20 protein-coding genes are annotated in these 26,554 nt (G+C 60.7%); 6 read left to right on the top strand and 14 right to left on the bottom strand.

Going from position 1 to position 26,554, the window contains the following annotated elements:
- Window positions 1-93 precede the first annotated feature (93 nt).
- Window positions 94-612 carry a hypothetical protein gene (locus ACP7BV_RS01955; protein ID WP_426100947.1) on the bottom strand — a complete coding sequence of 173 codons (519 nt, stop codon included), beginning with the start codon at window positions 610-612 and terminating at the stop codon, window positions 94-96.
- 484 nt (window positions 613-1,096) lie between these two features.
- Here ACP7BV_RS01955 and ACP7BV_RS01950 point away from each other — a divergent pair, with 484 nt between their 5' ends.
- On the top strand, window positions 1,097-1,366 hold the full coding sequence (locus tag ACP7BV_RS01950; RefSeq protein ID WP_426100945.1) for a transposase: 270 nt from the start codon (window positions 1,097-1,099) through the stop codon (window positions 1,364-1,366).
- A 113-nt stretch (window positions 1,367-1,479) separates the two neighbouring features.
- Here the strand turns inward: ACP7BV_RS01950 and ACP7BV_RS01945 are convergent, their stop codons facing one another.
- The 5 genes from ACP7BV_RS01945 to ACP7BV_RS01925 all read right to left on the bottom strand — a co-directional run bounded on the left by ACP7BV_RS01945 (window position 1,480) and on the right by ACP7BV_RS01925 (window position 11,077).
- Window positions 1,480-1,740, bottom strand: coding sequence for a PAAR domain-containing protein (locus tag ACP7BV_RS01945; RefSeq protein ID WP_426100943.1), 261 nt, complete (start codon window positions 1,738-1,740; stop codon window positions 1,480-1,482).
- 186 nt (window positions 1,741-1,926) lie between these two features.
- On the bottom strand, window positions 1,927-3,714 hold the full coding sequence (locus ACP7BV_RS01940; protein ID WP_426100941.1) for a type VI lipase adapter Tla3 domain-containing protein: 1,788 nt from the start codon (window positions 3,712-3,714) through the stop codon (window positions 1,927-1,929).
- Complete coding sequence (locus ACP7BV_RS01935; protein ID WP_426100939.1) at window positions 3,711-6,077, bottom strand: T6SS effector phospholipase Tle3 domain-containing protein; 2,367 nt, start codon at window positions 6,075-6,077, stop codon at window positions 3,711-3,713. Before ACP7BV_RS01935 ends, ACP7BV_RS01940 begins: the two co-directional genes overlap by 4 nt.
- A gap of 11 nt (window positions 6,078-6,088) precedes the next feature.
- Window positions 6,089-8,851, bottom strand: coding sequence for a type VI secretion system Vgr family protein (locus ACP7BV_RS01930; RefSeq protein ID WP_426100937.1), 2,763 nt, complete (start codon window positions 8,849-8,851; stop codon window positions 6,089-6,091).
- 672 nt (window positions 8,852-9,523) lie between these two features.
- Window positions 9,524-11,077, bottom strand: a complete 1,554-nt coding sequence (locus ACP7BV_RS01925; RefSeq protein ID WP_426100935.1) for a glycosyl hydrolase family 18 protein — start codon at window positions 11,075-11,077, stop codon at window positions 9,524-9,526.
- A gap of 338 nt (window positions 11,078-11,415) precedes the next feature.
- Here ACP7BV_RS01925 and ACP7BV_RS01920 point away from each other — a divergent pair, with 338 nt between their 5' ends.
- On the top strand, window positions 11,416-12,519 hold the full coding sequence (locus ACP7BV_RS01920) for a serine hydrolase domain-containing protein (protein ID WP_426100933.1): 1,104 nt from the start codon (window positions 11,416-11,418) through the stop codon (window positions 12,517-12,519).
- A gap of 177 nt (window positions 12,520-12,696) precedes the next feature.
- Here ACP7BV_RS01920 and ACP7BV_RS01915 read toward each other — a convergent pair whose 3' ends face one another.
- The 6 genes from ACP7BV_RS01915 to ACP7BV_RS01890 form a co-directional block, all read right to left on the bottom strand.
- Window positions 12,697-13,380: a hypothetical protein gene (locus ACP7BV_RS01915; RefSeq protein WP_426100931.1), complete on the bottom strand. Its 684-nt coding sequence runs from the start codon at window positions 13,378-13,380 to the stop codon at window positions 12,697-12,699.
- A gap of 105 nt (window positions 13,381-13,485) precedes the next feature.
- Entirely contained in the window at window positions 13,486-14,958 is a 1,473-nt protein-coding gene (locus ACP7BV_RS01910; RefSeq protein WP_426100929.1) for a tetratricopeptide repeat protein, read from the bottom strand.
- A gap of 129 nt (window positions 14,959-15,087) precedes the next feature.
- On the bottom strand, window positions 15,088-17,463 hold the full coding sequence (locus tag ACP7BV_RS01905) for a penicillin acylase family protein (protein WP_426100927.1): 2,376 nt from the start codon (window positions 17,461-17,463) through the stop codon (window positions 15,088-15,090).
- A gap of 259 nt (window positions 17,464-17,722) precedes the next feature.
- Window positions 17,723-18,709 (bottom strand): HEAT repeat domain-containing protein, encoded by a 987-nt coding sequence (locus tag ACP7BV_RS01900; RefSeq protein ID WP_426100925.1) that lies wholly within the window; start codon window positions 18,707-18,709, stop codon window positions 17,723-17,725.
- Window positions 18,710-18,719: 10 nt separating this feature from the next.
- Window positions 18,720-19,427, bottom strand: coding sequence for a hypothetical protein (locus ACP7BV_RS01895; protein WP_426100923.1), 708 nt, complete (start codon window positions 19,425-19,427; stop codon window positions 18,720-18,722).
- Between the two features lie 200 nt (window positions 19,428-19,627).
- Window positions 19,628-20,392 carry a helix-turn-helix transcriptional regulator gene (locus tag ACP7BV_RS01890; protein WP_426100921.1) on the bottom strand — a complete coding sequence of 255 codons (765 nt, stop codon included), beginning with the start codon at window positions 20,390-20,392 and terminating at the stop codon, window positions 19,628-19,630.
- 205 nt (window positions 20,393-20,597) lie between these two features.
- Here ACP7BV_RS01890 and ACP7BV_RS01885 point away from each other — a divergent pair, with 205 nt between their 5' ends.
- Window positions 20,598-20,984, top strand: coding sequence for a cupin domain-containing protein (locus tag ACP7BV_RS01885; RefSeq protein WP_426100919.1), 387 nt, complete (start codon window positions 20,598-20,600; stop codon window positions 20,982-20,984).
- A 92-nt stretch (window positions 20,985-21,076) separates the two neighbouring features.
- On the top strand, window positions 21,077-21,850 hold the full coding sequence (gene xth, locus ACP7BV_RS01880) for an exodeoxyribonuclease III (RefSeq protein WP_426100917.1): 774 nt from the start codon (window positions 21,077-21,079) through the stop codon (window positions 21,848-21,850).
- A 116-nt stretch (window positions 21,851-21,966) separates the two neighbouring features.
- Here the strand turns inward: xth and ACP7BV_RS01875 are convergent, their stop codons facing one another.
- Window positions 21,967-22,620 (bottom strand): pyridoxamine 5'-phosphate oxidase family protein, encoded by a 654-nt coding sequence (locus tag ACP7BV_RS01875; protein ID WP_426100915.1) that lies wholly within the window; start codon window positions 22,618-22,620, stop codon window positions 21,967-21,969.
- 110 nt (window positions 22,621-22,730) lie between these two features.
- Window positions 22,731-24,143, bottom strand: a complete 1,413-nt coding sequence (locus ACP7BV_RS01870) for a pyridoxal phosphate-dependent decarboxylase family protein (RefSeq protein WP_426100913.1) — start codon at window positions 24,141-24,143, stop codon at window positions 22,731-22,733.
- Window positions 24,144-24,289: 146 nt separating this feature from the next.
- Between ACP7BV_RS01870 and ACP7BV_RS01865 the strand changes: the two genes are divergently transcribed.
- Together ACP7BV_RS01865 and ACP7BV_RS01860 are read left to right on the top strand one after the other, a co-directional pair.
- Complete coding sequence (locus tag ACP7BV_RS01865; RefSeq protein WP_426100911.1) at window positions 24,290-25,696, top strand: L-cystine transporter; 1,407 nt, start codon at window positions 24,290-24,292, stop codon at window positions 25,694-25,696.
- Between the two features lie 76 nt (window positions 25,697-25,772).
- The gene (locus tag ACP7BV_RS01860; RefSeq protein WP_426100909.1) at window positions 25,773-26,534 is read left to right on the top strand and encodes a histidine phosphatase family protein; all 762 of its coding nucleotides are present in this window, start codon (window positions 25,773-25,775) and stop codon (window positions 26,532-26,534) included.
- Window positions 26,535-26,554: the final 20 nt, after the last annotated feature.

The following is a 26,554-nucleotide window of genomic DNA, read 5'->3' as shown; positions in this document are numbered from 1 at the left end:
AAAATTTCTGCGTCATTCGCTCCTGCCTCGATACGCTGCGAAAGCAGGGCCACGGCATGCTGGAGGTGCTGCAACGCGCCTTCGCCGGTAATCCTATCCAGCCCACTGCATAGGCGCTGAACAGTCACCTTTTTTGTATGCACATTCGCTTGGGAATAACGGGACCAACTGCAAGAAGTCAACGTCACATCCGGGCTTTCTTAGTGGCCGAATAATCTCATCCCCGCCTTCCGTGATAAGAAAGGTGGACATCGCCGTTCCATTCCACAGTCCCCACGGTAAGGTCACCGTATCTCCAAAATGGGGCGCTTGCTTTGTTCCAGTCCCGTGCAGGGCTACTTCCGCCAACGATTCGACGACACCATCAACTTCAGGAGCTATTCCAAGAACGAACTCGCAGCGCTTCGAAGTCGCATCCAGTTCAATCGAAGCGCCGATAGTCGCATAAATGCAAACACCCTCGCCTGACACGGCTTCTGACCATTTCCAGATTTCGATGCGCTCGCCAGTCTTAGCTACGAACTCCGCCTCACGAGTCGGAGCACCAAAGCATTCTCTGTAGTGGAACTTAATCAGATCAAGCTGATCTGCCTGTTTGTTGGCTGGCTCCATCACCTTCTCCCGGTCCAATAGGTCGCGCCCTTCTGCTTGAGTTACATGCCCTGCAAGAGCTGCTCAAATTATCAGGGTCATCGACTCGTTTATTACGAACTTCCTTCGTATCCTTCCAATTGCCTTCTTACCAATCCTGCTTCTGCGAGCAGACGTGGTCGACCGTGTCGCACTGCACGGGGTCTGTGCGCGTGTTGGTTGTCGGATCTGACCCCGTGCCGCGCGCTTCGACAGAGTCTGACGCTGTAACGTCTAGCTGCCCGCCTTTTTTCGCATCGGCTTTAGCGCACCCTCGCTTTCCGCAAGTGCGGCTGGCAGTACCGCGCAGCGGCTGATCAAGGTGCTCCAGTACTACGGCCGAGCCCCTGTCCATTTGGCACTGACCCCGTGCCGTTCTGCTGACCCCGTGCCGTTCTGTTTAAATGTCAGCCCCAGCTTCCCCCTGTGTCAGACTAGTTGTCGCCTCTAAATTTTGGAGGAAACAATGAGAAAGCAGTATTCTGACGCCTTTATTGAGCAGGCATTGATAACGGTGTATTCACGCGGCGACCGCACGATCGAGTCGGTTGCCAACGAAGTGAATGTCGGCTATCGAACGCTCAAAAACTGGGTAAATCGGTATCCCAAACATCCAAAATACCCGCACTTCGCACGACCGCGCCGGGTTAAAAATCAGGTCCCCGCCGCACATAAGCCCGGTCGTGGAAATTACGCCAAGGGCCGCTGCAATTCCCAAAAACACCAGCGTCGCTAAAATATTCATTGCACTCCCAGTGGCTCGAAAATGACTATCCCGAAATTGATGATGCCGGTTTCCCCTTAGCTTCGCGGCGCAGCAGTAGTGCTCAAGCACAGCCTCGCCACGAATCAAAGGCGGCCGAAGTTGGGCACGGTGGATTGCAGCGTAGCGCCGCAACTCGTCTTGTGACCTTCGTAGGCCACGCCAATGCCGTCAATGGTATGGTGCGGATCGCCTTCGGTAATCGTGCCGTCACCATGTAACGGACAAGTGATCTTGTCCCCAACACGGGCAACGGCGACGCCCCCGACCATAAAGTGGGTGGCGGCGACGCCGGACACTTTGCCGCCGTGGCTAGTCGGGTCGTTCAGACGGATCACTTTTCGCATGGTTTTTTTCAATAAACTATGTGCATGGCACGGCGGCCATTCCTGGCTCCATCCGCTGATGCGCCATCAAATTGCCGCCCATTTTTATTTCACACTCGATCTGCAAGCCCATTTACGCGGGGATTCTTCTTTGTGCAGGGCGCGGGCTCACATCCGTTGCGTTCCCTACCGGCGTCGCCCGTGCTATCACTGTTGATAGTTGGCCGGATCGACCGCTGGGGTCCCATGGTGCGCGAACACATCGCCGCCTTTCGGATGCTTTTGCGTCTTGCGCTTGTCCTCAGACGGCGGGCTGATGAAGACGATGGACGCCTCGTTCTTGTCGCGCAGGTTGATCGCCGCACTGACACCGCCTTCGCGGTAACTGCCCATTACACCAATGGCCATCTGCATAAACAACGTTGTCGCCCCTGTGTTGCCAAGGCGTTTGTCGGTGTCGATGAACTGGCTGGACTTGGCGGTGTCGATTTCCGGTCCGCCGTGCGCTGCGTAAGCGTTCAAGGCGCTGTGCAACATGGTGACCTGACTGCTGTCGTCTCCGGTGGCCGCGATGACGAGGACGGGCGCCTTGGCCCGCTCCCCTTCGGGCAGGGTAAGCAGCGCCGCCTGCCAGCCGGCCTGAAGTACCTTGTCGCGTTCGTCGCGGCGCGTGATCGGCTTGCCGTGTTCATCGGTGAACTTGACGAACGTGGGCCGGTGGATGAAACCGAGCGTGGGCAACTTGTCGAAGGTCGCTAGTTGTTCCTTGTTCCATGGGATCGGAAACCAGGGAGTTGGCCTCCAATCCTTTGGGGGGTGGTGCGCCGTAGGGCTGGTGATGTTCACCAGACTGACGGCACCCGACCCGCGAACGTCGGACCGTTTCGCGAAGGCGGCGGCGGCCTCAAGCCACTCGTTGATAAGCGGTTGCCGCTGGATCGCATCCAGGTCCTCGTGACGCACCGGATCCGCTCCGACCTGGGCAGGCGTACGAATGACTTTTTCGCGTCTTGGATGTGGGACGGCCGCCATCAAATGGGCGTACATCGAACGAAAGACATTTTGCACAAAACTGTTATCTGGATCGTCCCAAGCGAACTTACGAACAGGATCGACCCGTTCGCGCCGCGCCAACACGAACAGTGCGGAAGTGTCGGGCATTTCCGGGACGTATTTACCATCCTTCAAAAGCTTCGGCGTTCCGGGCAGTCGATTGCTGTCGCGCGACTCCATGCTGTCATCCGAGTTTAGAACGATATATGGCACATCAGGATTACCATCGAAAAACGTGAAAATGTCTTCCAGAATGTGGTCGGGCCGTTCACTGAAGCGGCGCGGTCCGACCACAAAAAGATGCCAAGCCATGCCCGACGAAACGGCGCTGCCTGCCAGGCCGGCGTTGGGTTCGTCCGGACGGTCGGCCATGTCCGGGTCGGCAGCCAGCGCAGCGGCATTGAATACGGGGACGCCATAATACATTGGTGTGTACTGGGCACCGTTTTCCAGCGAGTCGCCTGCCCGCCCGCCGGCGAGTCCTGATTTCTCCTGCGCGCTCCACGGATACTTTTCCTTGTCCTGTTCCCGGATTGTGGTGAACGGACTGCCCTTTTGCAAAGCCTCCCAGAGCTTGCCTTGGCGATATTTATCCAAGGTGGCGCCAAGGCCAATCACTTCCAAAACATATTCCCGTTTGGACTGATCTGTAGCGACTATTTGTTGTGTCTGAGCCGCTTGTACATGCACTTCCTTTGCCTGGACTTTATTCGTTGCACCGATCCAGCGTACGCCGAAGAACAGCGCAACCACCGCTACCGGCCCGGCGACCCACCACAGCATTCTATTGCCCATCGTTTGCTCCTGAATCAAAAGGCTTTCCGGCCGTACTACGCTCATGACGAAAATCGTCCATAGCGGGATCAGAATAATAAGCGCGATCAGCGCGGCGAGCAGAAACTTCCACAATTTCGGCGACTCGCCGGTCGCGCGGCCATTCACACTTTCCCCTTGTTTGCGGGCGCAGGCGCGCCACCTGCGGGTGCAGATTTAGGCGCAGGCTGCACGGCGGCCGTTCGCGCGCCGGCCACTGTTTCGCACACTACGGTCGATGGCAGCCCCGTATGCAGGGGCGGAACGCAGGCCGGCAATCTGCCGCTGCTGTAATAGTCCGCGCTGCCCTGGACCACGTCCTTGCGCCATTTCGGCTCAGCCTCCCAATAACCATGGAAGTCCTTCACGAACTGGCCCCATTTCATGATCGACGGCCGCGGCTGCGCGGATTTACTGCTTTGAAGTCGCCAATCCGCCACAGCGCACAGGTAGGCATAGAAGTTCGGGTCGCTCGACGCCTGTCCACCACCGATGGCGACATCGTAAGCGGTGACGTTGCGGTGGTTCTCACTGCTGCCGATAATCGCACCGTGGAACGACTTCGGACTGACTTCGTGTTGCCATCGACGCCGCGCCTCATTAGGGGTTTCATAGCGGGTGATGGAAAGTTGATCACCGTCACCTGATGCCCTTGAAACATAGAGAATTTTGTGGCATTGGTCGCCGGGCGCCTTATCTTTGTTGAATGCGTCTTGCACCTCGTGGTGCGCGCCCGACCCGAACATGCCCCCGCCGTCCGGGATGCGACCTTGCTTCGGACGGGGGTCATCAATGGTCATTTGCGGCAAAGGTATCAAACCATCGTTGCTTGTGGATGCTATGGCGGCGTCAATCGGATCGACATCCTCGCTCGGGCCTTGCTCCTCTTTCGGCAATTTTGCCTGCGTCGAACTCTTGGGGAAATCTTGCGGATCGACTTGACCGGTACCGCGTAAGTCGGCACAAAACGGCACGTGCAAGGGCTCGCCGGTAATCGAGCGAATGCCTTCTCGCTTCCCCGCCTCGGTGTGAAACACCTTAGTCCAGCCTTCTGGCTTCGGAGGCCAGTCCACTTGGGGGCTGGCCGCGCGGTGGCCGCGTCCTGACGCTGCCACGTGCGCGTGATCGTCCTCGCCCTTCAACCGCAGCGCGAAATCATGTGGGGCGCTCCCGACCAAGACACGCTCAAGCGTCTTCTTTGCGGGGTCGAGGCGCTTCTTTGCCGTGAACACGCGCTGGTAGAAGCCGGCGCCGATGGCGGACAGCGGCTTGAGTTCCTTCTTTTCCGATTCCCATATCGGCGGGCTGTCGCCCCACAGGCTATGCCGGACCTTGCTCTTCGTTTTTGAAAGCGCCGTACCCTTCATAAAATCAGGTACCCCTTGCCAGCCTATACCTTGCATATTGTCGAGTGCGACCGTCATGTCTTCGGGACAGAAATACAAGTACACTTTGCCACGATTGTCGCGATCTGCGCTCGCCACCCATTTAGAGCCGACCATGCCGTAGTACTTTGCGTGGTCCGTAAGGGCGGCCAGTGGTGGAGTCGGATGTTTCTTGCCGACGACCCCCTGCACGATCTTCGCGAGCGTTTGAAGTCGCGCATCGAAAGTCTGGCGGTCGGCAATGGCGTCGTAGTGGCCCGCCATGGCCGGGTCTGTTCCCCCTCCAAAATTTCTGATGCTCTCAATCGCGCCGAAAAAATTCGTCGTGTCTTCGACCAGGCTGTATGGCGGATGGGTCAAAATTAGCGTATCTGCGGGCTGGAGCCCCGCGTCAAGCAGGAATGCCTGCGCCAGAAGCGATACAAGACAGCCCTGGCTATGTGCGACGATGGATACAACTTCGTCCTTGTCGAAGTCACGGATCATCGCAATCAGCGCTGCGAGTCTCTTTGCCGCCAGCACCATGTACATGCGTCCTGGCGCACTCAGCAGTGGGCGGACTGGATCTCCGCCGACGTCTTTTGGCGAAAACATACCCCGGTTCCACATATCCGGGAGAGTGCTTGTCGCGTTGCCGAACGGACCGCCGCCCTTAGACAAGTCTTTATCCAGTCTGTTGCCAAACTGATCGATACGCTGGCCATTCTTAACTCCAGCCCTGTCGAAAGTTTCCCGAAAACCCCAGTAAAAAGGAATCATAGGACTGTGGGTAGTCTTTTCTATCTGGCGCTTAAAAAAAATTGCGTCAGGGTCGGCTTCCACCGTCTCCTTGTCGTCCTGATCCGATTTACTACCCGGCATGCGATAGGAGGCTGGTGTGAATACCCCAATCTTTCCCTGGACAATTCCCAGCAGCCGCGCATCCAAACCTTGACATAAGCCCTTTTCTACCGCTTGATAGCTTGTACCAACGTCGTTGACGCCATGGATGACAATGACATTGCCGGGAAGATTCGGTTTTACACCTACCGTTTTGTCGTAGGCGCGATTGCATTGAAGGACGCTTTTTGCCTGCCCAACACAATAAGGCTCGCGGGGATATGCCATAAATTTCCTCGTTATTTCTTGTCGGTCAAAATGCGGATATGCGCTATGTGCATTGCGTCGCGCGCCAGCAAGCTGGTCTTACCCATCGCGTCGCTGACTCCTTTGATCGTGCTGCCATCGTTCATATCAATTTCGAAGTTCCGGTTTGGAGCGATTGGCGAGCCCTCAATGTGGGGGGTGTACTTGAGAACGAACTTTTGGTCGGGTGTTCCACCGCCGAAGGTCGGCAATTCCTTGTGCATGGTGGCTGGGCCGCTGAACGGAAAGTTTGCAGCCTGATGTTTGATATCGCCGTTAGTACCAAGGGTAATACCGCCCCCGATCTTGATAAACGAGCCATCCTCGGCGATCAAGTGAATTTCCTTGGCCATCACCGCGACAATGCCCTCGGTGGCAGTGACCCTAACGTTTTTCGCGGAGTTGATTTCCGTGTCGTCATGCTGGCTTTGCATGACGAACTTGCCGTAGTGTGCTATCGCTTTGATACCGTCATGGTGGGAGAATAATGAGATGCCCTGGCCCGCGTTGAGATTGAAGCGCTGACCACTGGAAAACTGCAAGTGCTGTTGCGCCACAGTGTCAATATTCACGCCGGCGTAGCTGACGAGGGTTTTTGGCGTACTCAATGCAATGCCGGCCGGCGCGGTAACGCTGAGCGTTGGTTCGCCTCCCTTGCCTTCGGGGTCCGTGTTACCCCCACCGGCAGCTGCCTTGATATCGTCCTTCAGTTCGGCCTGGGAAGCGACGTCTAGAGCGAGTCCCAAATTGGCGCTGGCCACGTCTCCAAGGGACTTGAACAAGGCGGCGCAGTCCTTCAACAAACCAATGTGTTCCTCCGCGCTTGACTGATTTGCGCAAGCGTCGAGCCGAGCCCAAGTTGAAATGAGCAGCGCTTTGGCTGTACGGATGGCGCCGTTTTCGTTCGTGGTCAACTCGAAACCGTCGCCGCGCGGCTTAGCCTTGCCATTGCTTCGGGGATGGGTCAAAAATCCCAAATTCAGTTGGGTAGCGGCGTGGTCGCTGGCCAGCTGCATGCTGATTTGGCCGGCGGTATCGTCGATACGCAACTGGTTCGCTTTGCTCCCGCCGATTTCCCGGCTGACGATGCCCGACAGATGACGGTCGCCCGGCAACACGCTGACGTGGCTAAAACTGGGCGGCGGCGTGACGCCACTGTGCACCGCTCCGGTGATGATCGGCTTGTCCGGATCCCCACCCAGAAACCCGATCCGGCAAAACGTGCCCACGCGGGGCAAGGAGATGGCGCCGAATCCGCCGCCGGCCCAACTGGTGGACACCAATACCCATGCGGAGTCGTGTTCGGTAACGCCAGGCGCCACCGACCGCACGCCCTGGCGCTCCTCGGGACGTACGCCCGGAAAACGCACTCGCACGCGCCCCAGTTCATCACAGTAAACCGCCTCACCCTCCGCGCCAATTACCTGACACGTCTCTTCCTCCGTTTTTGGCAGATCAACGCGAGGGTCGTACAGTGGCACAATCGGAATCCCGCGCCGCACGCACGTAAATTGCACCGTGTAGCGACCGTCGCGTTCGGCGCTTGCCTGCGCCAAACCTACTTCATTTCCGCCCGTGGCATCGTCGTCGGTGCGCCAGCGATTCAGCGCGAAGAGGCGGTTGATCCGGTCGCCCAATGTCTTTGGCAAATTGTTCTCGGCGGCGACGCGAATTTCCGTGAAAACGAACTCGCGCTCCGACGCCGGATGGCTGTCGAGGCCGGCGTGGCCGGTGACAACAACCCACTGGCCAGGCGTCCAGTCGCGCCCTCCGCCTTCGCCCCTGCAGCACTTAGCGATGTATTCGTGGTACAGCATGCGCAGGGTGCTCAGCGCGTCGTAGTCGGCTGCGTCGTCGCCGGCGTGCTGCACGTCGATCAGGCCATCATCCAGTCCTGCGGCGAACTGATCGCCAAGCGCGCCCTGATCGCTGCCGCTAGGAACACTGACGTGACTGGCCTGCCCTGTCTTGTAGTCGAAACTTTGTCGTGTAACACTCCCGGGACTCAGGGTGCGTATGGCATGCCAGGCGGTGATGCTGTCGGCGACTTCGGTGCCATCGTCCCGGTGGTAACGTACGGTGCCAGCTGCGTTCTGCGCAAGCGAGGCGACTTCATCAAACAGGACAAGGGTGTGTGAAGGAGCGTCTTTTTCCTCCCTGTTGGCGGTAGGCTCAAAGAACCATGCCAGGCCGCGCCGCTTCCACAGGCGACGCAGGAAGGCAGAATCGGACTCCCTGTACTGCATCGTAAATTCGCGCTGCGGGTATTGGGACTTTACCCCTGATAGCTCAAAAGCGAAGGCGCCCGCCAGCACGGGGTTGGCGGCCCGCCAGTCGGCCAGGACTTCATTGGTGATGTCCACTTCGTTCATGTGGCTGAATATGCGGGTGTTGCAGCCCTTGTCCATGATGGACAGCGCATCGCGCACAATCAGCTGATAGGTGGCCAGGCCGCCGTCCGATCCGCCCTCTTCGGCGACATCGACAATGCCGCAAACCGAGCGCAAGGTGCCGGTGCTGGTGACAAATTGCACCTCGACTGGCATGGCGATGAATTGCTTGAGCTCCAGGCCGGCTTTGGCCGCGACGCATAGCAGGCGATATTCAATGCCTCCACAGACCGCTTCGATGCCGACGACTTGCTTCACATACAGGAGGTCGTCCACGAGCCCATCTTCATTCCACAACTTCAAACGAAGTGGGCGGTTTGCCCCCGTCAGGCCCGACAGTGATGTAAAGACGTCGTTCAGATTCATCGCGGGTTTCCGAGGTAACAGATGCGGTTTGTCAATTTTCGGCAATAAATACTAAAGAAATATTGTACAAGAGCTAATATTTATCAAGTATAGCACCGATGCAATATTGAACGCCTGCACCGTCTCAGGTGCAAGATATGAGTTTCGGAACATTGTTTTGGATCAACCATGCTAAGGAGCGTCAAGCATGCGGTCCTTCACCTGGCGCCCACATCTTGCAGTACTTGTGGGCGGGACAGCGCATCGCGCAACACCGAGTGCGCCAAAGCACCACGCTTGCGCTTGCGCTTGCGCTTGAGCGCGGGCAGCAGGTGCCGATAGTGGACGACGCTCCGGCCGCCGACCGGTCGGGTTGGCCGCGCAGCAACCGGATGCGCTGTGCCGAATTTGTGACGTGCCAAACCGATGGCGAACCTTGACGCCCTTGGATGATATTGGGAAAGGTACGCGGCAAGCGTTGTAGGTGTTTGATTTTAAATGAACTTCTAAAAACCCAACCGTCTTTTAATCCGTTGGTCGCAGGTTCGAATCCCGCACGGCCTACCACGAATGCGCAGTAAGCAAAATGAAGCAGTTACGAGTGATCGTAACTGCTTTTTTTGTTTGTGGGTCATGTCTTACGCTGCGATCTGCCGATACGGCACATCGGACTTTGGTAAGCGAACTTCGTAGTCACATTGACGACCTTCGGCGCGAAGCCGACCAGGCAAATGCGCAGTCCAGGTAGTCGGGGACGATCGCGTTTTGCAGGTTCAGCGCGTGCCACAGCGGGTTGCCGCCGCCAGGTACCGGCTGGCCGTTACTGTCGAGGTCGTGCCACACGTTATCGATGCCAACCGCGCCTTCGCCGCACGTCTTCACACCGGCGCAGGTAACCGTCGAGCTGACGAGTGCCGTTGTTCCCCACAGGCCATTGGTGCCGCCTGTGACATTTTTCCAGCTGCGGGTGTAATACGGCACGCCGATATTGATGCGGCCAGCCTGCAGCGCACCATGGTAATAGCGATACGACCAGTCCGCGTTCAGGTAGCCGATGTTGGCGAACTGGTAGGCGTTGCCGGCCCGGAGTTCAGCGTCGTTGCCGTCGTCAAACAAGGGCGCGTTCGGACCCACGTACTGGTTCCAGCCGCCGTGCAAGTCATAGCTCATCAAGCTTGCGTAGTCGAGGTATTTCAGGCCCGACATGTTTTCTGCACCGCGCAGTATCCATGCCGATGCCGAGCCGGCAATCGTGAGCATGTAGTACTTCTTGTCGGCGACTGCAGCCTTGTCGAGCTTGGTGCGCACTCGTTCGAGCAGGACGTTGTAGTTTCGCATGAGGCCAGCCTGGCGCGGCTTTGACAGCGCGAAATCGAGCGGATTGCCGGCCTCATTATTCGTGGTCGGGTGCTCGTAATCGATGTCGATGCCGTCGCAAAACGTGTACAGCCGCAGGAAGGCAACCATCGAATCGGCCAGCGTATCGATCCCGGCACTGTTGAGCGTGCCGTCGCCATTCGTGGTGGCCGTGTAGAAGCCGCCACTGCCAGCCCAGCCGCCCACCGACAGCATGATTTTCACGCCCGGGTACTTGCGCTTGTACTGTGCCAACAGATTGAAATGGCCCTTGTAGGGCAAGCTGGCATCCATGGCCGCTGCGGGATTGTTGGGCCAGGTCAGTCCAGTGTCAGGATTGTCCGGTCCGGTTCCGAGCGCAAGCTTCGCGCTTGTCGTATCGACCGCCGCGAACGCGTAATTCACATGGGTGATTTTGTCCCGCGGGATATTGTTGACTAGGTAGGACGGAGTCCCGCCCGCACCCGTGTGCCAGCTGGTGACGTAGCCCACGATGCGCCGGTTCAGCCCATTGGCCAAGATTTCGCGGCCGTTCTGGTCGTACACGCCGCAGTATGGCACGGCAGTTACACTCGACTGCAATCCGTCCGGCCGGCACGGGACTGGCGTCGGCGTCGGCGTCGGCGTCGGCGGCGTCGGCGTTTCCTGGACGGTCATGGCCCGCAGCTCCCACGGCCCCCACTGCTCACCTGGCACGTTGTTCAGCGTCCACCATTTGGCTTTGTACGTCTTGCCGCCGTAGGTGGCGCAGTCTCCCGCCAGATAGGTGGTGGCAGCGGACCAAGGCGGGCAGCCTGCCGCCGCGGCCAGCAGCCGAACCGGGCTCTGGGAAGGTGTTTCCAGCGACGTGGGCGAACTTCTGCCACGGCCAGCCAATGCAGTGGCCAGCATGGCGATTAATAATCGCGCACGAGCGAAAAGTGCGCTGGCAAAACGCCGCAGGAGCGCGCGCCAGCGTCACGAACGACATCCAGACCAATGTGTATGCATGCAGGCAGTGGTATTGCAGAATAAATAAACATCCCCCTCAGATTCATTGCGATATCCATGGTTTAACGTATATTATTTCGCTTCGTATCCCCGGCAACCGCTTCCCCTCGCCGCTACTCTTCTACAAACATCCAAATCAGATGCCATCCCACAAATCGCCTACGCTTCGCCCGTGTCACCTTGTAATGCTAGTCGCTGTTATCTCCTTGTCCGGTTGCGCCGATCTGCCTGGATGGATGATGGCGCAGCAGCAATCGGCCATTACGGATCATCGTCATTTCCAGAATGCGGCGATCGCCCGCGCGCCGAAGGCGTCATTGCTTCCCTCCGCCGTCGGTGAGCCGGTACAGGTTCCCGATTTCGGGGGCGAGTCATTCGATGCGGTCATGGAAAAGACCGGAACGGTGGCCATCGTGGTCGTCAAGCATGGAAAGGTCGTGCTGGAGCAGTACTACAATGGCTACCAGCGCGACAGCATCGTCACTTCCTTTTCCGTCGCCAAGTCGATGGTGTCAGCCCTGGTGGGCATTGCCATCCGCGACGGTCACATCGCCACGGTCGACGACCCGATCACCCGTTATTTGCCGGAACTGGCCATCAACGATCAGCGCTTCACACGCATCACCATACGCAACCTGCTGGAAATGCGAAGTGGCATTCAATTCGTTGAGGGCTACGGTTCGCCCTTTGCCGATGCGTCCAGATTCTATTTGACGCCCGACCTGGCAGGCAAAATAAAAGGTTTGCGCATCGAGCACGCGCCCGATGCGGCCTACCAATACAGCAGCGGCGATACCCAGCTATTGGGCACCATTGTCCAGCGCGCCACGGGCGTGCCACTACCGCGGTATTTGCAGGAAAAAATTTGGCAGCCGATGGGCGCAGCGTACGATGCAAGCTGGAGCCTGGACAGCCAGCAAAGCGCCCTGCCCAAGGCCTTTTGCTGTGTCAACGCGCGCGCCCTCGACTTTGCGCGCTTTGGCCAACTGTACTTAAAGGACGGCAGCTTTAACGGCCAACAGATCGTGCCGGCCGAATGGGTCAGGCAAAGCACGCAAGTGCGCGAGCATGCCGGAAGCAGCGCGGCAAGCCGCTGGAATATGGAAGCACCCAACACCTTCGCGGCAGCTTATTACGCATGGCAATGGCGGCGCCCGCCCGTCGCCGATGTGCCTTCGGAACTCGGCGTCAAGCCCAGCCACGACTTCTATGCGGAAGGCCATCTCGGCCAGTTTATTTACGTTGCCCCGGACGAGGACATGGTCATCGTCCGTTTCGGCAAGCGGTATGGAAATGCATGGTGGCCCGGCGTGCTCGGGCGCATTGCGCGGCTGAATCGATAGCTGACGCGCCAAGCAAGCATCGCAAGCCCACGAGGGCAATGGCGGCGAGCTCATGCTTGCCAACCATCCCGGGGCTGGCCTGAACGCGGCAATTCTTCTACCCGCTTGCGTGCCGTTTCGGCAGATGCGTACATGCAAAGGTGTGAGGCTGGCGCGAAGCCGGTTTTGACGCCGCTGCTAAGGAACTACTCCCATGTGCGCGAAGTGCACGTCGGTGTCAGGCCGAATCGCAAGTGCAGCCTTCATGTCGCGCTGCGCCCCGATCTCGTCTCCCAAACGATGCTTGACCACGCCACGGCCATACAAAGGCACCGCATTCGCACGCCCGTCCCCCACTGCGGCGTCGTAGGTCGCCAGCGCTTCCCGATAGCGCTTCATGCGCATGAGCGTAAAGGCCTTGCTGTCGAGCGTGTGCCAGGCGGTAGGGTCCTGTTCAAGCGATGCATTGCAAATTGCCAGTGCAGTCGGCAGCGCGACATCGTGAACGGCCATTGCACAACATAATTCGTTCAGATCTTGGTATGTCTTTGCCGCTAGTCTTGCCGATGTAAAGTCCGCCGCCGCTTTTTTCATCTCGGCCCGCTTGGCATAGCCGATGCCTCGACTCATTGTCAGAAATTGCCTTCGATCTTTCATCGACGGCTGCGCCATTGCCCGACTTGCGTCCTGGATGACGGCATCCCACTGTTTGGCCTGCAAATCGGCGCTGACCAGCAAGCGCAGGCCCCATGCCGAATCAGGCTCCAGCTTGAGGGCCGCTTCGATGTCAGCGCGCCGGGCGGCCTCGTCTGCAGGTGGTCGCAGCCGGGATCGCTGCAGGTAATTGTTGGCCACGGGGGATGCGGCCACGGCCTTGTCCATGCTGGCCAAGGCGTTCGGCAGATCCCCGATTTCCTGATAAATATTGGCGGCGATTCTGTAGCGTAATCGCCGCGCTTGTCGCGCGCATGAAGCACCGCATCCGCCTCAGCCTTCGCCGCAGCCACGTCTTTGCGAGCCCTGAAGACGTCCGCTTTCAGCCAGTGCGCCAACGCCGAGTCGGGGGGCCAGTGCGAGTACCCGGTCGGCGTCGCGTAATGCGTTGTCCATGTCGCCCGCTTTAGCATGCACCTGGCCGCGTCGCATGATGGTGAACACGTTGTCGGGATCAAGCTCAAGCGACCTGGTATAGGCCACGACTGCATCTTGAAATCGCATCTCGTCCTGCGCGAGCATGCCGCATGAACGGAACAGAAGCGGGTTCAATGGCGCCAAGGATTCGAGTTTTTCAAGGTCAGCCAGTGCGCGCTTTTTTTCACCCAAAAAAACCAAGGCCATCGCCCGGCCAGCATAGGCGGCCGCGTTGTCCGGGTCTTGACTGAGCGCCCGGTCATAACTCAGGATCGCCTTGTCGTATTCGTCTTCGCCAAGGAAATGGTTGCCTTGTATAAGATCCACTGAAGCGGTCACCGGCGCCGCTGGCCCATGCCCGTTAGACCCGATGGTGCTGGAAATGAGCCTGAGCACAACCAGCAACACCACCAACGCAATCCAAAACGGAACATTGAAATCGCGCCTGCGCAATTTGCGCCGCCATGACGGGACAGCCTGGTCCAGGTTGTGCCAGTGCGAGATCGTGTCGGCATCGGCAATCAACGCCAGCCATGCCGGAAAACGCGCTTCCACCGTCGCCAGCACCGGCATCAAATCGATCAATTCATTGGTCGTGGGCGGCGTTGCCTCGCGCAAGCGATTGATGAGCTGGCTTTGTTGTTCGCATGCATGGTCCGATTGCTGGTCGTGCATGGCGCGCTGGTCGATCGCAAAATGCAGCGTGTAGCCGGCCATGCCAAGGGACTGAACGCGCCGCCGATCGCTGTCCCATTCGAATCGCTTTGCCGCCACGTGAAACAGCAAATGGTGTCCGGGCCGCCAGCCGGCGGCCAGCAAATCGGCGATGCGTTGTTCGAATGCCTGGCGCGTGGGAATGTGAATCAGGCGCGCGTCAGCAAGGCTGGCCTGCAATTCGCGCGCCCACGACGCACTCGCGTGCAGATCGTCCAGACCGGCGCATCGGGCCTGAAACTGGGCGAACACTTCTTGCGACAAGGTGTCGGCATCAAGCTCAGGCGCCGCTGGCGCGGGTAACTGGCGCTGCATGCGGTTGCCGTCGTTTGCGGCGGCCGGCCGCAAGTGCAGTTCTTTTGCGGCACGGTCGATCTCGTCGAACGGATCGGCAGCGCCAGCATCAAGCTGCGCTGCTGCGTGGCGCCACCAGATGAGCGCGGCCTCGTAGGCTTCGCGCAGGTCTTGAAAGCCGGCTAAATCGGATTCTTGATCAATCAGTTTGAGTTCACGCGCATACGCGCGCTTGATTGTCCGCTCGTCGGCGCCAGCGTCGATCGTGAGCCGCCGGGCAAAGTAAGGCGCATCGTTCACTTGCAATTCGTCGTCGGTCACAGCGGGTCAATCCCTTATTTTGCAAGTCAAAGTCGACGGCATTCCAAGATGCCTGATTGGCAACTATTTTAACAGAAAGTACCTCCGACTTCCCTCATTCAGGGGGCCTGTAGCGCTATCGACGGTTTCTTACTTGTGCAGCCAAAGCCCCCGCTGCTCCGGCTCGGGCAGCCTGAACACTTCCCCGCGCGAAAACGCCGGCAGCTGGTTCAGATAATACGGCGAGCGCGGATCGGTGCTCTGCGAGTAGCTGAGGATGCCTTCTGCCGACAAGCCATGGGGGTGGTGCGAGATGAATTGCACATAGCTCACACCAAAGTAAGGCTGGTAATGGCCGTCGGTAAACGGACGCGATTCAAGCTTGTTCAGCACGCCTTCAAATTCCTCACCCCCGGGCACCGCAAACTTGCGCGTGCCCGAGAGCACATACTGCATCGCACCGAGCTGCGCGTTCGGCGGCACGCCCGCTGCCCGGAACATCGTTAGCGCACGTCCCAGGGCTTGCAGCAATGCCGAGCGCACCGCGACGTCATCCGTGTTCAGTCCCGCCGGCGTGTGAATCGGATCGCGCGGCGTGAACGCGATGCGGTGCAGGTTGGGAATCAGGCGCGCGCTGCGCCAGAATTCACGGAACAGGTGAGCGCCGCGCGAGCTCGTCGCGCTGCGCCGGTCCCAGCGCGACAGCGCGTCCCAGGCCTCGCCGAGCGCTACCTCAGTGCCATCGGGCATCGTGACGGATTGGTAGCTGCCGCGCAAGGCCAGCAAGTCGTCCAGCACCATGTTGGCTGCGAAGTTGTCGCTGTTAAACAGCAGTTTTTGCAGGTGAGCGGCGCTGAACTGGCGCCCGGGCAGGCCGTCGCTGCCGGCGAGGCGGCGCTCGATCATGGTCAGCGTGGCCCGGGTGCGCAGCCGCTGCGGCACGCCGACCGGGCCGGCCATCGGCGTAATGCCGCTCCAGGCAATGGCCGGGTTGGCCAGCCAGTAGCTGTCGTTGGAATTGGCGACATAGTCGGTGCGGATGGCCACCGGCAGCTGCGCAGCCGGGACAATGCCGGGCGCCGCCGCGCTGCTGTCATGCTTCCAGGCACAGTCGCTCGACGAACCGCGCAGCACCAGCAAATCGGCCACGCGCAGCAAGGCCGCCGCGCCCGGGCTTGGCAGGCAGCGCGCGATGTGGGCCTGGTCAACGTTGGGCATGGGGGTCAAGTCCGCGTACATGACTTCGCCGGTCGAGTCCGCCGCTACCGTATTTACCCACGGGATACCAATGTTGCGCGCCAGCGCGTCGCGCGCCTGGCGCACGGTGCTGGCCCGCCCAATGTCCAGCCAGCTGCGCACTATGCGGTTGTTGCCGATATTTACGTCGCCAAAGGCATAGGCATGCGCGCTCGACCAGGAAAGGCCGGCGCCGGGAATCACCAGCACCGGGCCGAACGCGGTGCGGTACAGGCGGCGTTTGACGTTGCCCAGCGCACCATTGACCAGCACCGGCACATTCACGTCGACCGCTTCCATGCGCTGCTCGGCGCCGTCGACGTAATAGGTCAGCGGGTCGCCCGGCTTGAGGTCCAGCTCAAAGAACGTGAAGCGGCGCGCGGCCGAGACGGTATGGGTCCAGCTCAGGCGCTTGTTGAAGCCGATCTGGATGATGGGCACCCCGCCCAACGCCACGCCGCTCACGTCGAGCACGCCCGGCACCGTCATGCGCGCCTGGTAGAAGCGGTTGCTGCCCGTCCACGGAAAGTGCGGATTTCCAACCAGCAAGCTGCCGCGCCCGAGCGTCGTGTCACGCCCGAAGGCCCAGGCATTGCTGGCCAGCGGCAGCTCCGGGCGCGATGCCCGGCGCAGGTGCTCCAGGTCCAGCTCCGGCTGCGCCGCGCTCTTGCTAAAGGCCGGCGCAAGTGCGCCCGCACCCGGGGGCGTGGCACCGGCAAAGGCTTCGATAAAATTGGCGCCGCTGGCCAGGACTGTCTTGTCGAGCAAGATCTTGTGCATGTCGGCGGTGGTCATTGGACGCACCCAGCTCTTGCCGCGGCAGGCCGGGTCGATGGCGTTCACGCCCGTCTGACTGAGGTAGCGGTTCACGCCGCTGACGTAGCCGGCGATCAGCTCGCGCGTGCTCTGGTCGGCGCCGGCATAGAGCTGGTCGGCACGCGCGCCGTCGACATAAAAGCGATAAAAGATATCGCTGGCAAGGTTGACGGTGCTGGCCCGGTCGATCTGCATCGGGACCCGCGCATCGGGGCCGAGGTGGCGCGAACGCTCGCCATTGACGGTCATGAGGTAATCCTGCAGCAGGCAAAAGTTATCCTGCGCGTAGGCAAAGCCGAGACCGGCCGCGGCACCGGTCAGCGTGGACGCATGGATCAGCGCCACGCCTTGAGCGTTGCGGCTGAGGGAAAACGGCGCCTCGGTGCCGCCCGCAGAAGCGTTGCAGGAGGTGCCCAGTACCAGTACCAGTGACAGAGATACGAGAGCGGCGAGGCGTGGCTGAGAAATCTTCATGGTGATTCCTTGGGTCGAGTCGTGAGGTTCCGGTCATGGCACGCCCTGCAAAAATGCCACGTGAATTCGCTTCATCAAACAACTGAAAACCAAGATAGCACAATTACCAACATGAAAAACAGCTGCATAACCGGCTTAACTAAAAAGCCACAAAATGTACGGTGGTGTGCGGACAGGCAGCGCCAGCGAGGCATGCTGTCCGACAGAGTCAAGGAGCTGCTCGCTGCGCGCTGCGGCGATGACTGCATGGTTGCGCCCTTCATCGGGGCGACAAACCGGCCACCTGCGCGCGTGCCGGCGCCAGGCGCGCATACTCTTCTCGGCTCAAGGCAAAGCGTTCCAGCGCCTGCAAGGCACTGCCCCGCAGATCCCGGCTCTCTTGCGCATTGTTGACCAACTCGATGAGCGCCGTCTTGGCCGACTCCGACCGCACGCCCGCCTGGGCGATCGCGAAAATTGCCGCTTGCCGCACTTCGGGCGCGCGGTCCGTCAAGGCCTGGGCCAGCCGCTGCGCACCGTCGCCGGTTTTGTCCCATGCGCCGAGCCGCTCAATGCTCATGCTGCGCACGGCAGGATCGGCATGCTGGGACAGGGTGCTCAGTTGCGCCACGATCGCTTGCGACTCTTCCGGATCGGCCACGGACGACTGCAGCGTGGCAAGCGCCTGCAGCAGCACGTCGCTCGACTGCTCGCTTGCCAGCGTGCGCTTGACCAGGCTGCGCGTTTCGGCGGCATCGGGCGCCACGCTTTGCAGCAACTCGAAGCCAAACTTGCGTTCGGCCGCGTTGCTGCTGCTTGCCAGCCGCGTGGAAAACGCGATCACGTCAGGCGCCGGGACGGTGGCCAGCACTGACTTGAGCAAGGCGCGTTCCTGCGGCGCTTGCCCGGCGCTGTAGCGGCTTAGCAAGTTGCGCAGCGCGACAGGATCGGCCTTGGCCAGCTTGCGCAGCCTGTCTTCGGCATCAAAGCCGTGATCCTGCAACGCTGGCCCCAGCAGCGAGCGCGCCCACAGCTGGTCAACGCTGGCATTTGCGGGCAGGTCGGGCAGTGCCGCGACCGCCGCGCGGCCAGGCGCCGCCCATGGCGCCGCAGGCTGGCTCGGCACAAGCGGCGCGACCGCCAAGGCCGCCACTGCGGGCGCGCCATCGACAGTGACCGGTGCATGGATGTACCACGCCAGGCCAAAACCAAGCGCAAAACTGGCCCCTGCACTGGCCAGCCACACCTTCACGGCAAAATCATCCAACGATTGCTCCCTAGTTCATGATGAGATCTGATTGCTTGCTGGTGGTCGATGTCGCCAGCCCAAAATGCCCAAGCGCGTAATCGTAGCTGGCATTTTGCGAGTCGACATTGCTGGTGTGCGATCCATACACATAGCAACTGCCAATGCAGACGATTTCATCGATCCAGCTTTTAATCGAATACATTTTCGCCCCATAGCGCTTGCCGCGCACGGATTGGATCAACGGGCTATCGATCGACAAGCCATTGGCGCCGCACGTGGGGCTGGCCACGTTAAACGGATACACGCCGCAGGAATTCAAACCATGCTGCGCGCCGGCCACGCCGATGAAGGAATTGACCCGTCCCGCATAAGCGAGCTCGTTGATCGCCTTCATCGCCAGCGTGACGCCCATCGAATGGCCGATGACATCGATCATGCCGGTGCAGGAACTGGCAACTGCCGCTTGCAATGCGCTCTTGACGACGCCGGTATTGACGCTGTTATGGTCATTGGCGCCGGCGTTGGTCTTGGAACCCCAGTTCGGGAGAAAAAGCTGGGAATCGAGGTAGCCGCGGCTTTTCAGCGTGCTCACCGTGTTGTTCCAGCGCGCCGGGGAATCGGCGTTACCGTGCACCAGCACGACATTGTCCAGGCATGCGCCATGGGAACTTGCGGCGCAGACGAGCAGCGTCGCGCCCAACAGGAACCGGCTTACAGAAAACAGCTTTTGAAACATGGTATCTCCTCCGCGTTGATGTTATCGCGGACGCTGGTATTGGTGATTCGCGTCCGAGCTTTTACCGCAGGAGCGTGCATCGTATCGTTATCGTTTTAAGCATGCACCGGGGTTGATGCAAGCTCCATGGGCTGGCTTGACTCTAGCGCCAGGCGAGCCCATGCGCCACTCCCCATTCGGACAGTTTTTCCGGACGCTGCTTAGGCGCGGCAGGCCGCCAGGTCGCGCCCTTTGGCCACCGCCTGGGCGCGGCTGCGCACTTCGAGTTTTTGGAATATCTGGTCGATGTGGTACTTCACGTTCAATTCGGACAGGTCGAGTATTTTCGCAATTTCCCAGTTGGTTTTACCTTCATGCAGCCAATGGAGAATTTCGCGCTGGCGTTCGCTGAGCGCTTTCCTGCTTTTGGAAAGCGCGCCCTGATACTCGTCCACCGTCGCCAGCACGCGGGCCAGCGCAAAATGCAGATGCGGCGTCAATAGTTTTAACAAAAAGGCGTGCTCCGGGCCGACTTCGCCGGGCATGCGCGACAAGATAAAGAAACTGGAAAAGACGCCGCCAACATCGAGCACGCCATGCGCCATCGTGTTGCGCAAATCATACTTGTTGAACAGCCGGACCCAGTCATCGGCATACGCATGATCGTCACGCCCGCTTTGAAACAGCTGCGGCTCCAGCGTTTCGCGCCAGCGCTTCATCAGTGGACTGTCGAGCCGTCCGTCGGCATCGCGCAAAGGTTCGAAATATTCAAGCGGATAATTGAAGTTGACGATCTTGCGCACGTGATTACCCTGGCCGCTGATGCCCCCTATCCCGCACAGCATCAGTTCATGGGGAATGACGGCCCGAAACGAGCCTTCAATCACGCGGGAAAATGCGTCGGCGGAGTCGACGCTGGTGCATTCGACCAGGACCGCCATGATGCGCCGGTCGAGATCGCGTTGCTGCGCTAAGTTTTGCGGCATACGAACGTCCTGTATTTATTTTTCTGCATTCCGTTCCGCCGTCTCCAATGCGCGCAACGCAGCTCATGGTATATCGAAAAACCTGTAGCGAGAAGAAAGCACTGCGGTTCGACGCCGCCACCAACTTGCGGCGCCAAATTAGGATACGATGCCTGTTTGCGAACGTTCGCACTTTCGCACTTTCGCACGTTCAATCGGAGGCACCATGTCAGGCTACAGCATCAACATCGAACAGAAGACTCTCGAAGGCAATAACTTCCGGGAAGTGCTTTACACCACCAAGCGCAGCCAGCTGGTTATCATGACCTTGCAGCCCGGCGAAGAGATCGGCATGGAACACCACACCGGCCACGACCAGTTCATCCGCGTCGAAGCGGGCGAAGGGGTGGCCATTCTCGACGGCGAGAAGCACGCGCTGGCCGATGGCGTGGCGGTCGTGGTGCCGGCCGGGGTGGAACACAACGTCATCAATACCTCGGCCACCGAACCGATGCGCCTGTACACGCTGTACACCCCGCCCGAACATCCGGACGGCATCGTCCACGCGACCAAGGCCGAGGCGGACGAATACGAGATGCAGCACGGCCATTAATTTTGGCATGATTCAGGTCGATGAATCAGCCGTGCGGCGGGCAGGCCGATGTGCGTTCAAAATAGTGGTGAGATACTTACCGCGGAGAATTCATGTTAGTCGCCACATTTAACATCAACGGCATCGGCGCCCGCCTGCCCGCCCTGCTCGAATGGCTGGAAGAAAAAAAGCCGGACGTGGCCTGTCTGCAAGAACTCAAGTCACCCCAGGAAAAGTTTCCCGAGGCGGCGATCAACGATGTCGGCTACCAGGCCATCTGGCTGGGCCAGAAAAGCTGGAACGGCGTGGCGATCCTGACGCGCGGCCAGGCGCCGCAAGAAGTGCGGCGTGGCTTGCCGGGCGACGCGGACGACGAGCAAAGCCGCTACCTGGAAGCGGCGATCGACGGCATCCTGGTCGCCTGCTTGTACCTACCCAATGGCAACCCGGCGCCGGGTCCCAAATTCGATTACAAGCTGGCCTGGTTCGAGCGGCTGATCAAGCACGCCGACGAGTTGATGGCCACCGGAGCCAAAGTGGTGCTGGCGGGCGACTTCAATGTAATGCCTACCGAACTCGATGTGTACAAGCCGGAGCGCTGGGTCAATGATGCGCTGTTCCGGCCTGAGACGCGCGAAGCGTTTCACCGGCTGGTGGCGCAAGGCTGGACCGACTCGCTGCGCACCATGCATCCAGATGAACGAATTTACACTTTCTGGGATTACTTTAGAAACGCTTATGGACGCGATGCGGGCTTGCGGATTGATCACTTGCTGCTCAGTCCCGCGCTGGCGCCGGCATTAAAGGCGGCCGGCGTGCACCGCGACGTGCGCGGACGGGAAAAGCCGAGCGACCATGCACCGACGTGGATCGAGCTCGATGTGTGAGGAGTAGTGACAAGGTCGGAAAAGCGCCAGCGCATTCCGACAAGCGCCGTCGCGACGCATGGCGCAATGCGGGCCCTGCCCTTTTCCGCCCTACTTTTCCGCGGGAGCGCAGAACTTCAGCTCGCCCCCACCCACGCACTCACATACCCCGGCGGCGGCGCCACGCACACCTCATCGCGCACCGGCGCGGCGTTCTGCACCACAAACGGCAACACTCCCGCCCACACGGTCAGCGCCATATCCTCCGGCTCGTCACTCGGCCCGCCCGCGCGCACCTTGCACGCCGCTTCATCGAGCGCGATGCGCAAGATGGTCGTCGCATCGAATTCCTTGTCGCTCCCGGCTCTGACTTCGGCCTGCCTGCCAGGCGTAATCTTGTCCATGAACGTCACCATCGAGGCGCGCTTGTCGGCTTCATCGAGTACCTTCTCGAACACGCCATAGATCATCGCCGACCGATAATTCATCGAGTGGCTGAACGCGCTGCGCGCCAGCACCAGGCCATCGAGATGGGTGATCGTCACGCACGCCTGCGCGCCCTGCGCCAACAGCTTGACCAGCCGCCCGCCGTTCGAGCCGTGCACGTACAAATACTCGCCTTCGCGCCAGCAAGCGGTCGGAATGCAATGCGCGCCCTTGGCATCGCTGAACGCAATGTGGCACAGATAGGCCGCATCGATGATGGCGTGCAGCGTGGCGCGCTCGTAGTCGGCGTTTTCGGCGATGCGGCGCACGCGGGTGCGCTCGCTTGGTGGTGCGGAGACGGTCATGGCATTCCAAAGAAGTGAAGGGGCTAAGTGAAGGTGCTAAGTGAAGCCGTAATATAGCGGCCGCCATGGCTCCCGCATAAGATCCACTATCACGTAAAAACTTGGGACCACTACTTGGCGAGCACCCGGGCCACCGCCGCCACGGCGCGCGCCACGTCGCTGTCGCTGGTCTGCCAGTTGCACACGGATATGCGCATGCAGCGCTTGCCGCGCCACGTCGTGTTGCTGAAAAAAGCTTCGCCGCCTTGCACCACGGCCTCGCACACCGCGTCGGTGCGCCTGTCATGCTCGGCCTCGGTGGCGCCGGCGCACAAGTCCTGAAAGCGCACCAGGCCCTGGTTGATGCGCGGCTCCCACACCAGCTGCGCACCAGGCAGCGCCGCGATGCCGGTCGCGATGGCGCGCGCCGCCTCGCAGCAGCGCTCAACCAGCGCCGCCACGCCTTCGGCGCCAAGCTGGCGCAGCGCCGCATAGGCGGCCACGCCGCGCCCGCGGCGCGACCAGTCCGGGTTCCAGTCCTTCTGCTCGCGCACCAGGTCGTTGTGCGCAACGTAGTGCGCCTCGTACGACATGGCGGCGCGATGCGGGGCCGGATCGGCAACGAATGCAAAGCCGCTGTCATACGGCACATTGAGCCACTTGTGGCCGTCCGTCGCCCATGAATCGGCCAGCGCCACGCCGGCCAGCAAATGCCGGTAGCGCTCACTCGCATTGACCCACAGCCCGAAAGCGCCATCCACGTGTACCCACGCGCCATGGCTGTGCGCGAGCGGAATCAGCTCGGCGAAATCGTCAAAGGCGCCGATATTCAAATCCCCCGCCTGCAGCAGCACGATCGTCAGCGCGCCGGCATCGTCTGCCAGCGCGCGCGCCAGCGTGGCCCTGTCGAGCTGGCCGGCGTCGTTGGCCGGCAGGCCGGTCACGCATGCGGTGCCCATGCCCAGCATGCGCGTGGCGCGCGTGATGCTGCCGTGGTACTGGTCGCTGCTCAAGATGCGAATGCGCGGCGCGCCGAACAGGCCGTCGCGCTCCACGTCCCAGCCGCTGCGCGCCAACAGCGCGTTGCGCGCGGCGCTTAGTGCCGTCAGGTGCGCCATCTGGCAGCCGCTGGTCACGGCGAAGCTGGCGCCGGCGGGCAGTCCCAGCAACTGCTTGAGCCACGCGCCGCACACTTCCTCGATGACCGCTTCAGCCGGCGCGCACCCAAACGATGCGGCGTTCTGGTCCCACGCGCCAGTCAGCCAGTCGGCCGCCAGCGCGGCGGGCAGCGCGCCGCCGATCACCCAGCCAAAAAAGCGGCCGCCCGCACTGCCGGTGATGCCGCCGGCGGTGTCTCGCACCAGTTCGTCGATGACCGCTTCGGGCGCCATCGATGCCCGGTTCAACGGCTTGGCGAGGCGCTCGCGCAGCGTTTCCAGGCTGGCGCTGGCCGCGACCGGAGCCGTGTCCAGGCTGTCCAGGTGCGCCAGCGAGTGGCTCAGCGCGCGTTCGAGCACCAGGCGAAAGGGGGAGGCGTTCGTCATGCGGATTCCTGGCAAGAGTAAGATGAATGCCGCCATTATCCACATCCCATCTCAGCCTGTCATGTCGGCCGGCGCCAGGCGCACCTTCGCACTGTGTCCTTGGCAGATTTTCTATAGAATGCCAACATCACTTGCCCGAGGCACACATGATTTTCTCTCCCCTGCTCGCACTCAATATTGCCATCGCCTTGGCCGGCTGCTTCCTGCTGTACCGCATGCAGGCGGCGCATCTGTCGTTTACCAAGCGCGTGTTCAGCGCGCTCGGCATGGGCGTGCTGCTGGGCGCCGCGTTCCAGGCCGTCTACGGCGCCGGCACGCCCATGATCGCCGACACCATCGCCTACCTGGACGTCATCGGCAAGGGCTACGTGGCGCTGCTGCAAATGATCATCATGCCGCTGATCATGGTGTCGATCATCGGCGCCATCCTCAAACTGAAGGATGCCCGTTCGCTGGGGAAAATCAGCGTGCTGACCATCAGCACACTGCTGGTGACGACCATGATTGCCGCCGTCATCGGCATCCTGATGGCCAGACTGTATGGCTTGAGCGCTGTCGGCCTGACTGCCAGCGCCGCTGAAGTTGCGCGCGGCGCCTATCTGCAGGGCCACCTTGAGGCGGCCAAGGCGATTTCGCTGCCCGGCATGCTGCTCAGCTTCCTGCCATCGAACCCGTTCCTGGACTTGACCGGCGCGCGCGATACCTCGACCATCGCGGTGGTGATATTTTCCATCTTTATCGGCATCGCCGGCACTGGTATCGCCGACAAGCAACCCGAGATGTTCGCCGCCTTCAGCCACTTCATCAAAGTTGCGCACGCGATCGTGATGCGCCTGGTCACCCTGGTGCTGCGCCTGACGCCCTACGGCGTGTTCGCGCTGATGGCCAAGGTCGTGGCCGGCTCCAGCCTGGCCGGCATCATGAAACTGATTACCTTCGTGCTGGCCTCATACAGCGCCTTGCTGCTGATGTTCTGCGTGCACCTGATCATCATCAGCGGCGTGGGCCTGAATGCGGTGCGCTATGTCGCAAAAATCGCGCCGGTGCTGCTGTTCGCCTTTACCTCGCGCACCAGCGCCGGCGCCATTCCCATGTCGGTGCAAACCCAGACCACGCGCCTGGGCACGCCCGAGGGCATCGCTAACTTTGCCGCCTCGTTTGGCGCCGTCATGGGCCAGAATGGCTGCGCGGGTATTTATCCGGCCATGCTGGCCGTGATGATCGCGCCCACGGTCGGCATCGACCCGATGACGCTGAGCTTTCTGGTGCCGCTGATTGCCATCATCGTGGTCGGTTCGATCGGCATTGCCGGCGTTGGCGGGGGCGCCACGTTCGCCGCATTGATCGTGCTCTCGGCCATGGATTTGCCGGTGGCGCTGGCGGGCCTGCTGATCTCGATCGAGCCGCTGATCGACATGGGCCGCACCGCGCTTAACGTGAGCGGCTCGATCACCGCGGGCACCGTGACGAGCCGCCTGATGGGCCAGACCGACCTGGCCGTCTTCAACCGCAAGGACGTGCTCGACCTCGACCGCGAAACGCTGCCAGCCTGAGCGCCGTATCGTGCGCTGACCGCCCGCCGACTGCGTCTATCATGACGTGAAGTCAATAGTGAGTTTGGAACAAGCGATGGAACAAAAATGGCCGCAAGAAATCTGGCTGGTACGGCACGGGCAAAGTGCGGGCAATGTGGCGCGCGACGCGGCCGAGGCTGCGGCCGGGCTGCTGATTGACATTGCCGAACGCGACGTCGACGTGCCGCTCTCGCCGCTGGGCGTGGAGCAATCGCGCGCGCTGGGCGGCTGGTTCGGCTCGCTGCCCGAAGCGTCGCGCCCCAATGTCGTGCTGCATTCGCCCTACGTGCGCGCCGCTGAAACGGCGCGCATCATCGTCGAGCAAATAGGCTTGCCAAAAGTGACGGTGCAGGTGGACGAGCGGATCCGCGAAAAGGAATTCGGTATCCTCGACCGCCTGACCACGCTTGGCATCAACAGCAAGTATCCCGACCTGTACGAGCAGCGCCAGCATGTGGGCAAATTTTATTTCCGCCCGCCGGGCGGCGAAAGCTGGTGCGACGTCATCTTGCGCCTGCGCAGCGTGCTCGACACCATCACCCGCGAATACTGCGGCGAGCGCGTGCTCATCGTCGGCCACCAGGTCACGGTCAATTGCTTCCGCTATCTGTTCGAGCGCCTCGATGAAGCGACCATTCTCGCCTACGACCGCGCCGGCGACGTCCCCAACTGCTCGGTCACCTCGTACGCGTTCGACAGCGAACAAGGCAGGCACGGTAAGCTGGTCCTTCAATTAACCAACTTCGTCGCACCACTCGAAGCGGCGGGAACGCCAGTCACGGTACAAAAAGATGTCCCCTCTGCTCCGAAAGCGTAGGCGCATTGGCCCGATGGAGA

This window comes from Massilia sp. TSP1-1-2, from assembly GCF_049896185.1.
Lineage (GTDB): Bacteria > Pseudomonadota > Gammaproteobacteria > Burkholderiales > Burkholderiaceae_D > Telluria_A.
Note: the sequence above shows the minus strand (reverse complement) of the source record. Positions and strands in the feature narration are given on the sequence as shown.

Excerpts from the sequence above, each read along its gene's own strand:
- ACP7BV_RS01865 (WP_426100911.1), top strand. The coding sequence starts at position 24,290 with ATGATTTTCTCTCCCCTGCTCGCACTCAATATTGCCATCGCCTTGGCC.
- ACP7BV_RS01895 (WP_426100923.1), bottom strand. The coding sequence starts at position 19,427 with ATGTTTCAAAAGCTGTTTTCTGTAAGCCGGTTCCTGTTGGGCGCGACG.
- ACP7BV_RS01915 (WP_426100931.1), bottom strand. The coding sequence starts at position 13,380 with ATGGACAAGGCCGTGGCCGCATCCCCCGTGGCCAACAATTACCTGCAG.
- ACP7BV_RS01860 (WP_426100909.1), top strand. The coding sequence starts at position 25,773 with ATGGAACAAAAATGGCCGCAAGAAATCTGGCTGGTACGGCACGGGCAA.
- ACP7BV_RS01885 (WP_426100919.1), top strand. The coding sequence starts at position 20,598 with ATGTCAGGCTACAGCATCAACATCGAACAGAAGACTCTCGAAGGCAAT.
- ACP7BV_RS01905 (WP_426100927.1), bottom strand. The coding sequence starts at position 17,463 with ATGAAGATTTCTCAGCCACGCCTCGCCGCTCTCGTATCTCTGTCACTG.
- ACP7BV_RS01870 (WP_426100913.1), bottom strand. The coding sequence starts at position 24,143 with ATGACGAACGCCTCCCCCTTTCGCCTGGTGCTCGAACGCGCGCTGAGC.
- ACP7BV_RS01930 (WP_426100937.1), bottom strand. The coding sequence starts at position 8,851 with ATGAATCTGAACGACGTCTTTACATCACTGTCGGGCCTGACGGGGGCA.
- ACP7BV_RS01920 (WP_426100933.1), top strand. The coding sequence starts at position 11,416 with ATGGCGCAGCAGCAATCGGCCATTACGGATCATCGTCATTTCCAGAAT.
- ACP7BV_RS01875 (WP_426100915.1), bottom strand. The coding sequence starts at position 22,620 with ATGACCGTCTCCGCACCACCAAGCGAGCGCACCCGCGTGCGCCGCATC.
- ACP7BV_RS01925 (WP_426100935.1), bottom strand. The coding sequence starts at position 11,077 with ATGCTGGCCACTGCATTGGCTGGCCGTGGCAGAAGTTCGCCCACGTCG.
- ACP7BV_RS01935 (WP_426100939.1), bottom strand. The coding sequence starts at position 6,077 with ATGGCATATCCCCGCGAGCCTTATTGTGTTGGGCAGGCAAAAAGCGTC.
- ACP7BV_RS01955 (WP_426100947.1), bottom strand. The coding sequence starts at position 612 with ATGGAGCCAGCCAACAAACAGGCAGATCAGCTTGATCTGATTAAGTTC.
- xth (WP_426100917.1), top strand. The coding sequence starts at position 21,077 with ATGTTAGTCGCCACATTTAACATCAACGGCATCGGCGCCCGCCTGCCC.
- ACP7BV_RS01890 (WP_426100921.1), bottom strand. The coding sequence starts at position 20,392 with ATGCCGCAAAACTTAGCGCAGCAACGCGATCTCGACCGGCGCATCATG.
- ACP7BV_RS01945 (WP_426100943.1), bottom strand. The coding sequence starts at position 1,740 with ATGCGAAAAGTGATCCGTCTGAACGACCCGACTAGCCACGGCGGCAAA.
- ACP7BV_RS01950 (WP_426100945.1), top strand. The coding sequence starts at position 1,097 with ATGAGAAAGCAGTATTCTGACGCCTTTATTGAGCAGGCATTGATAACG.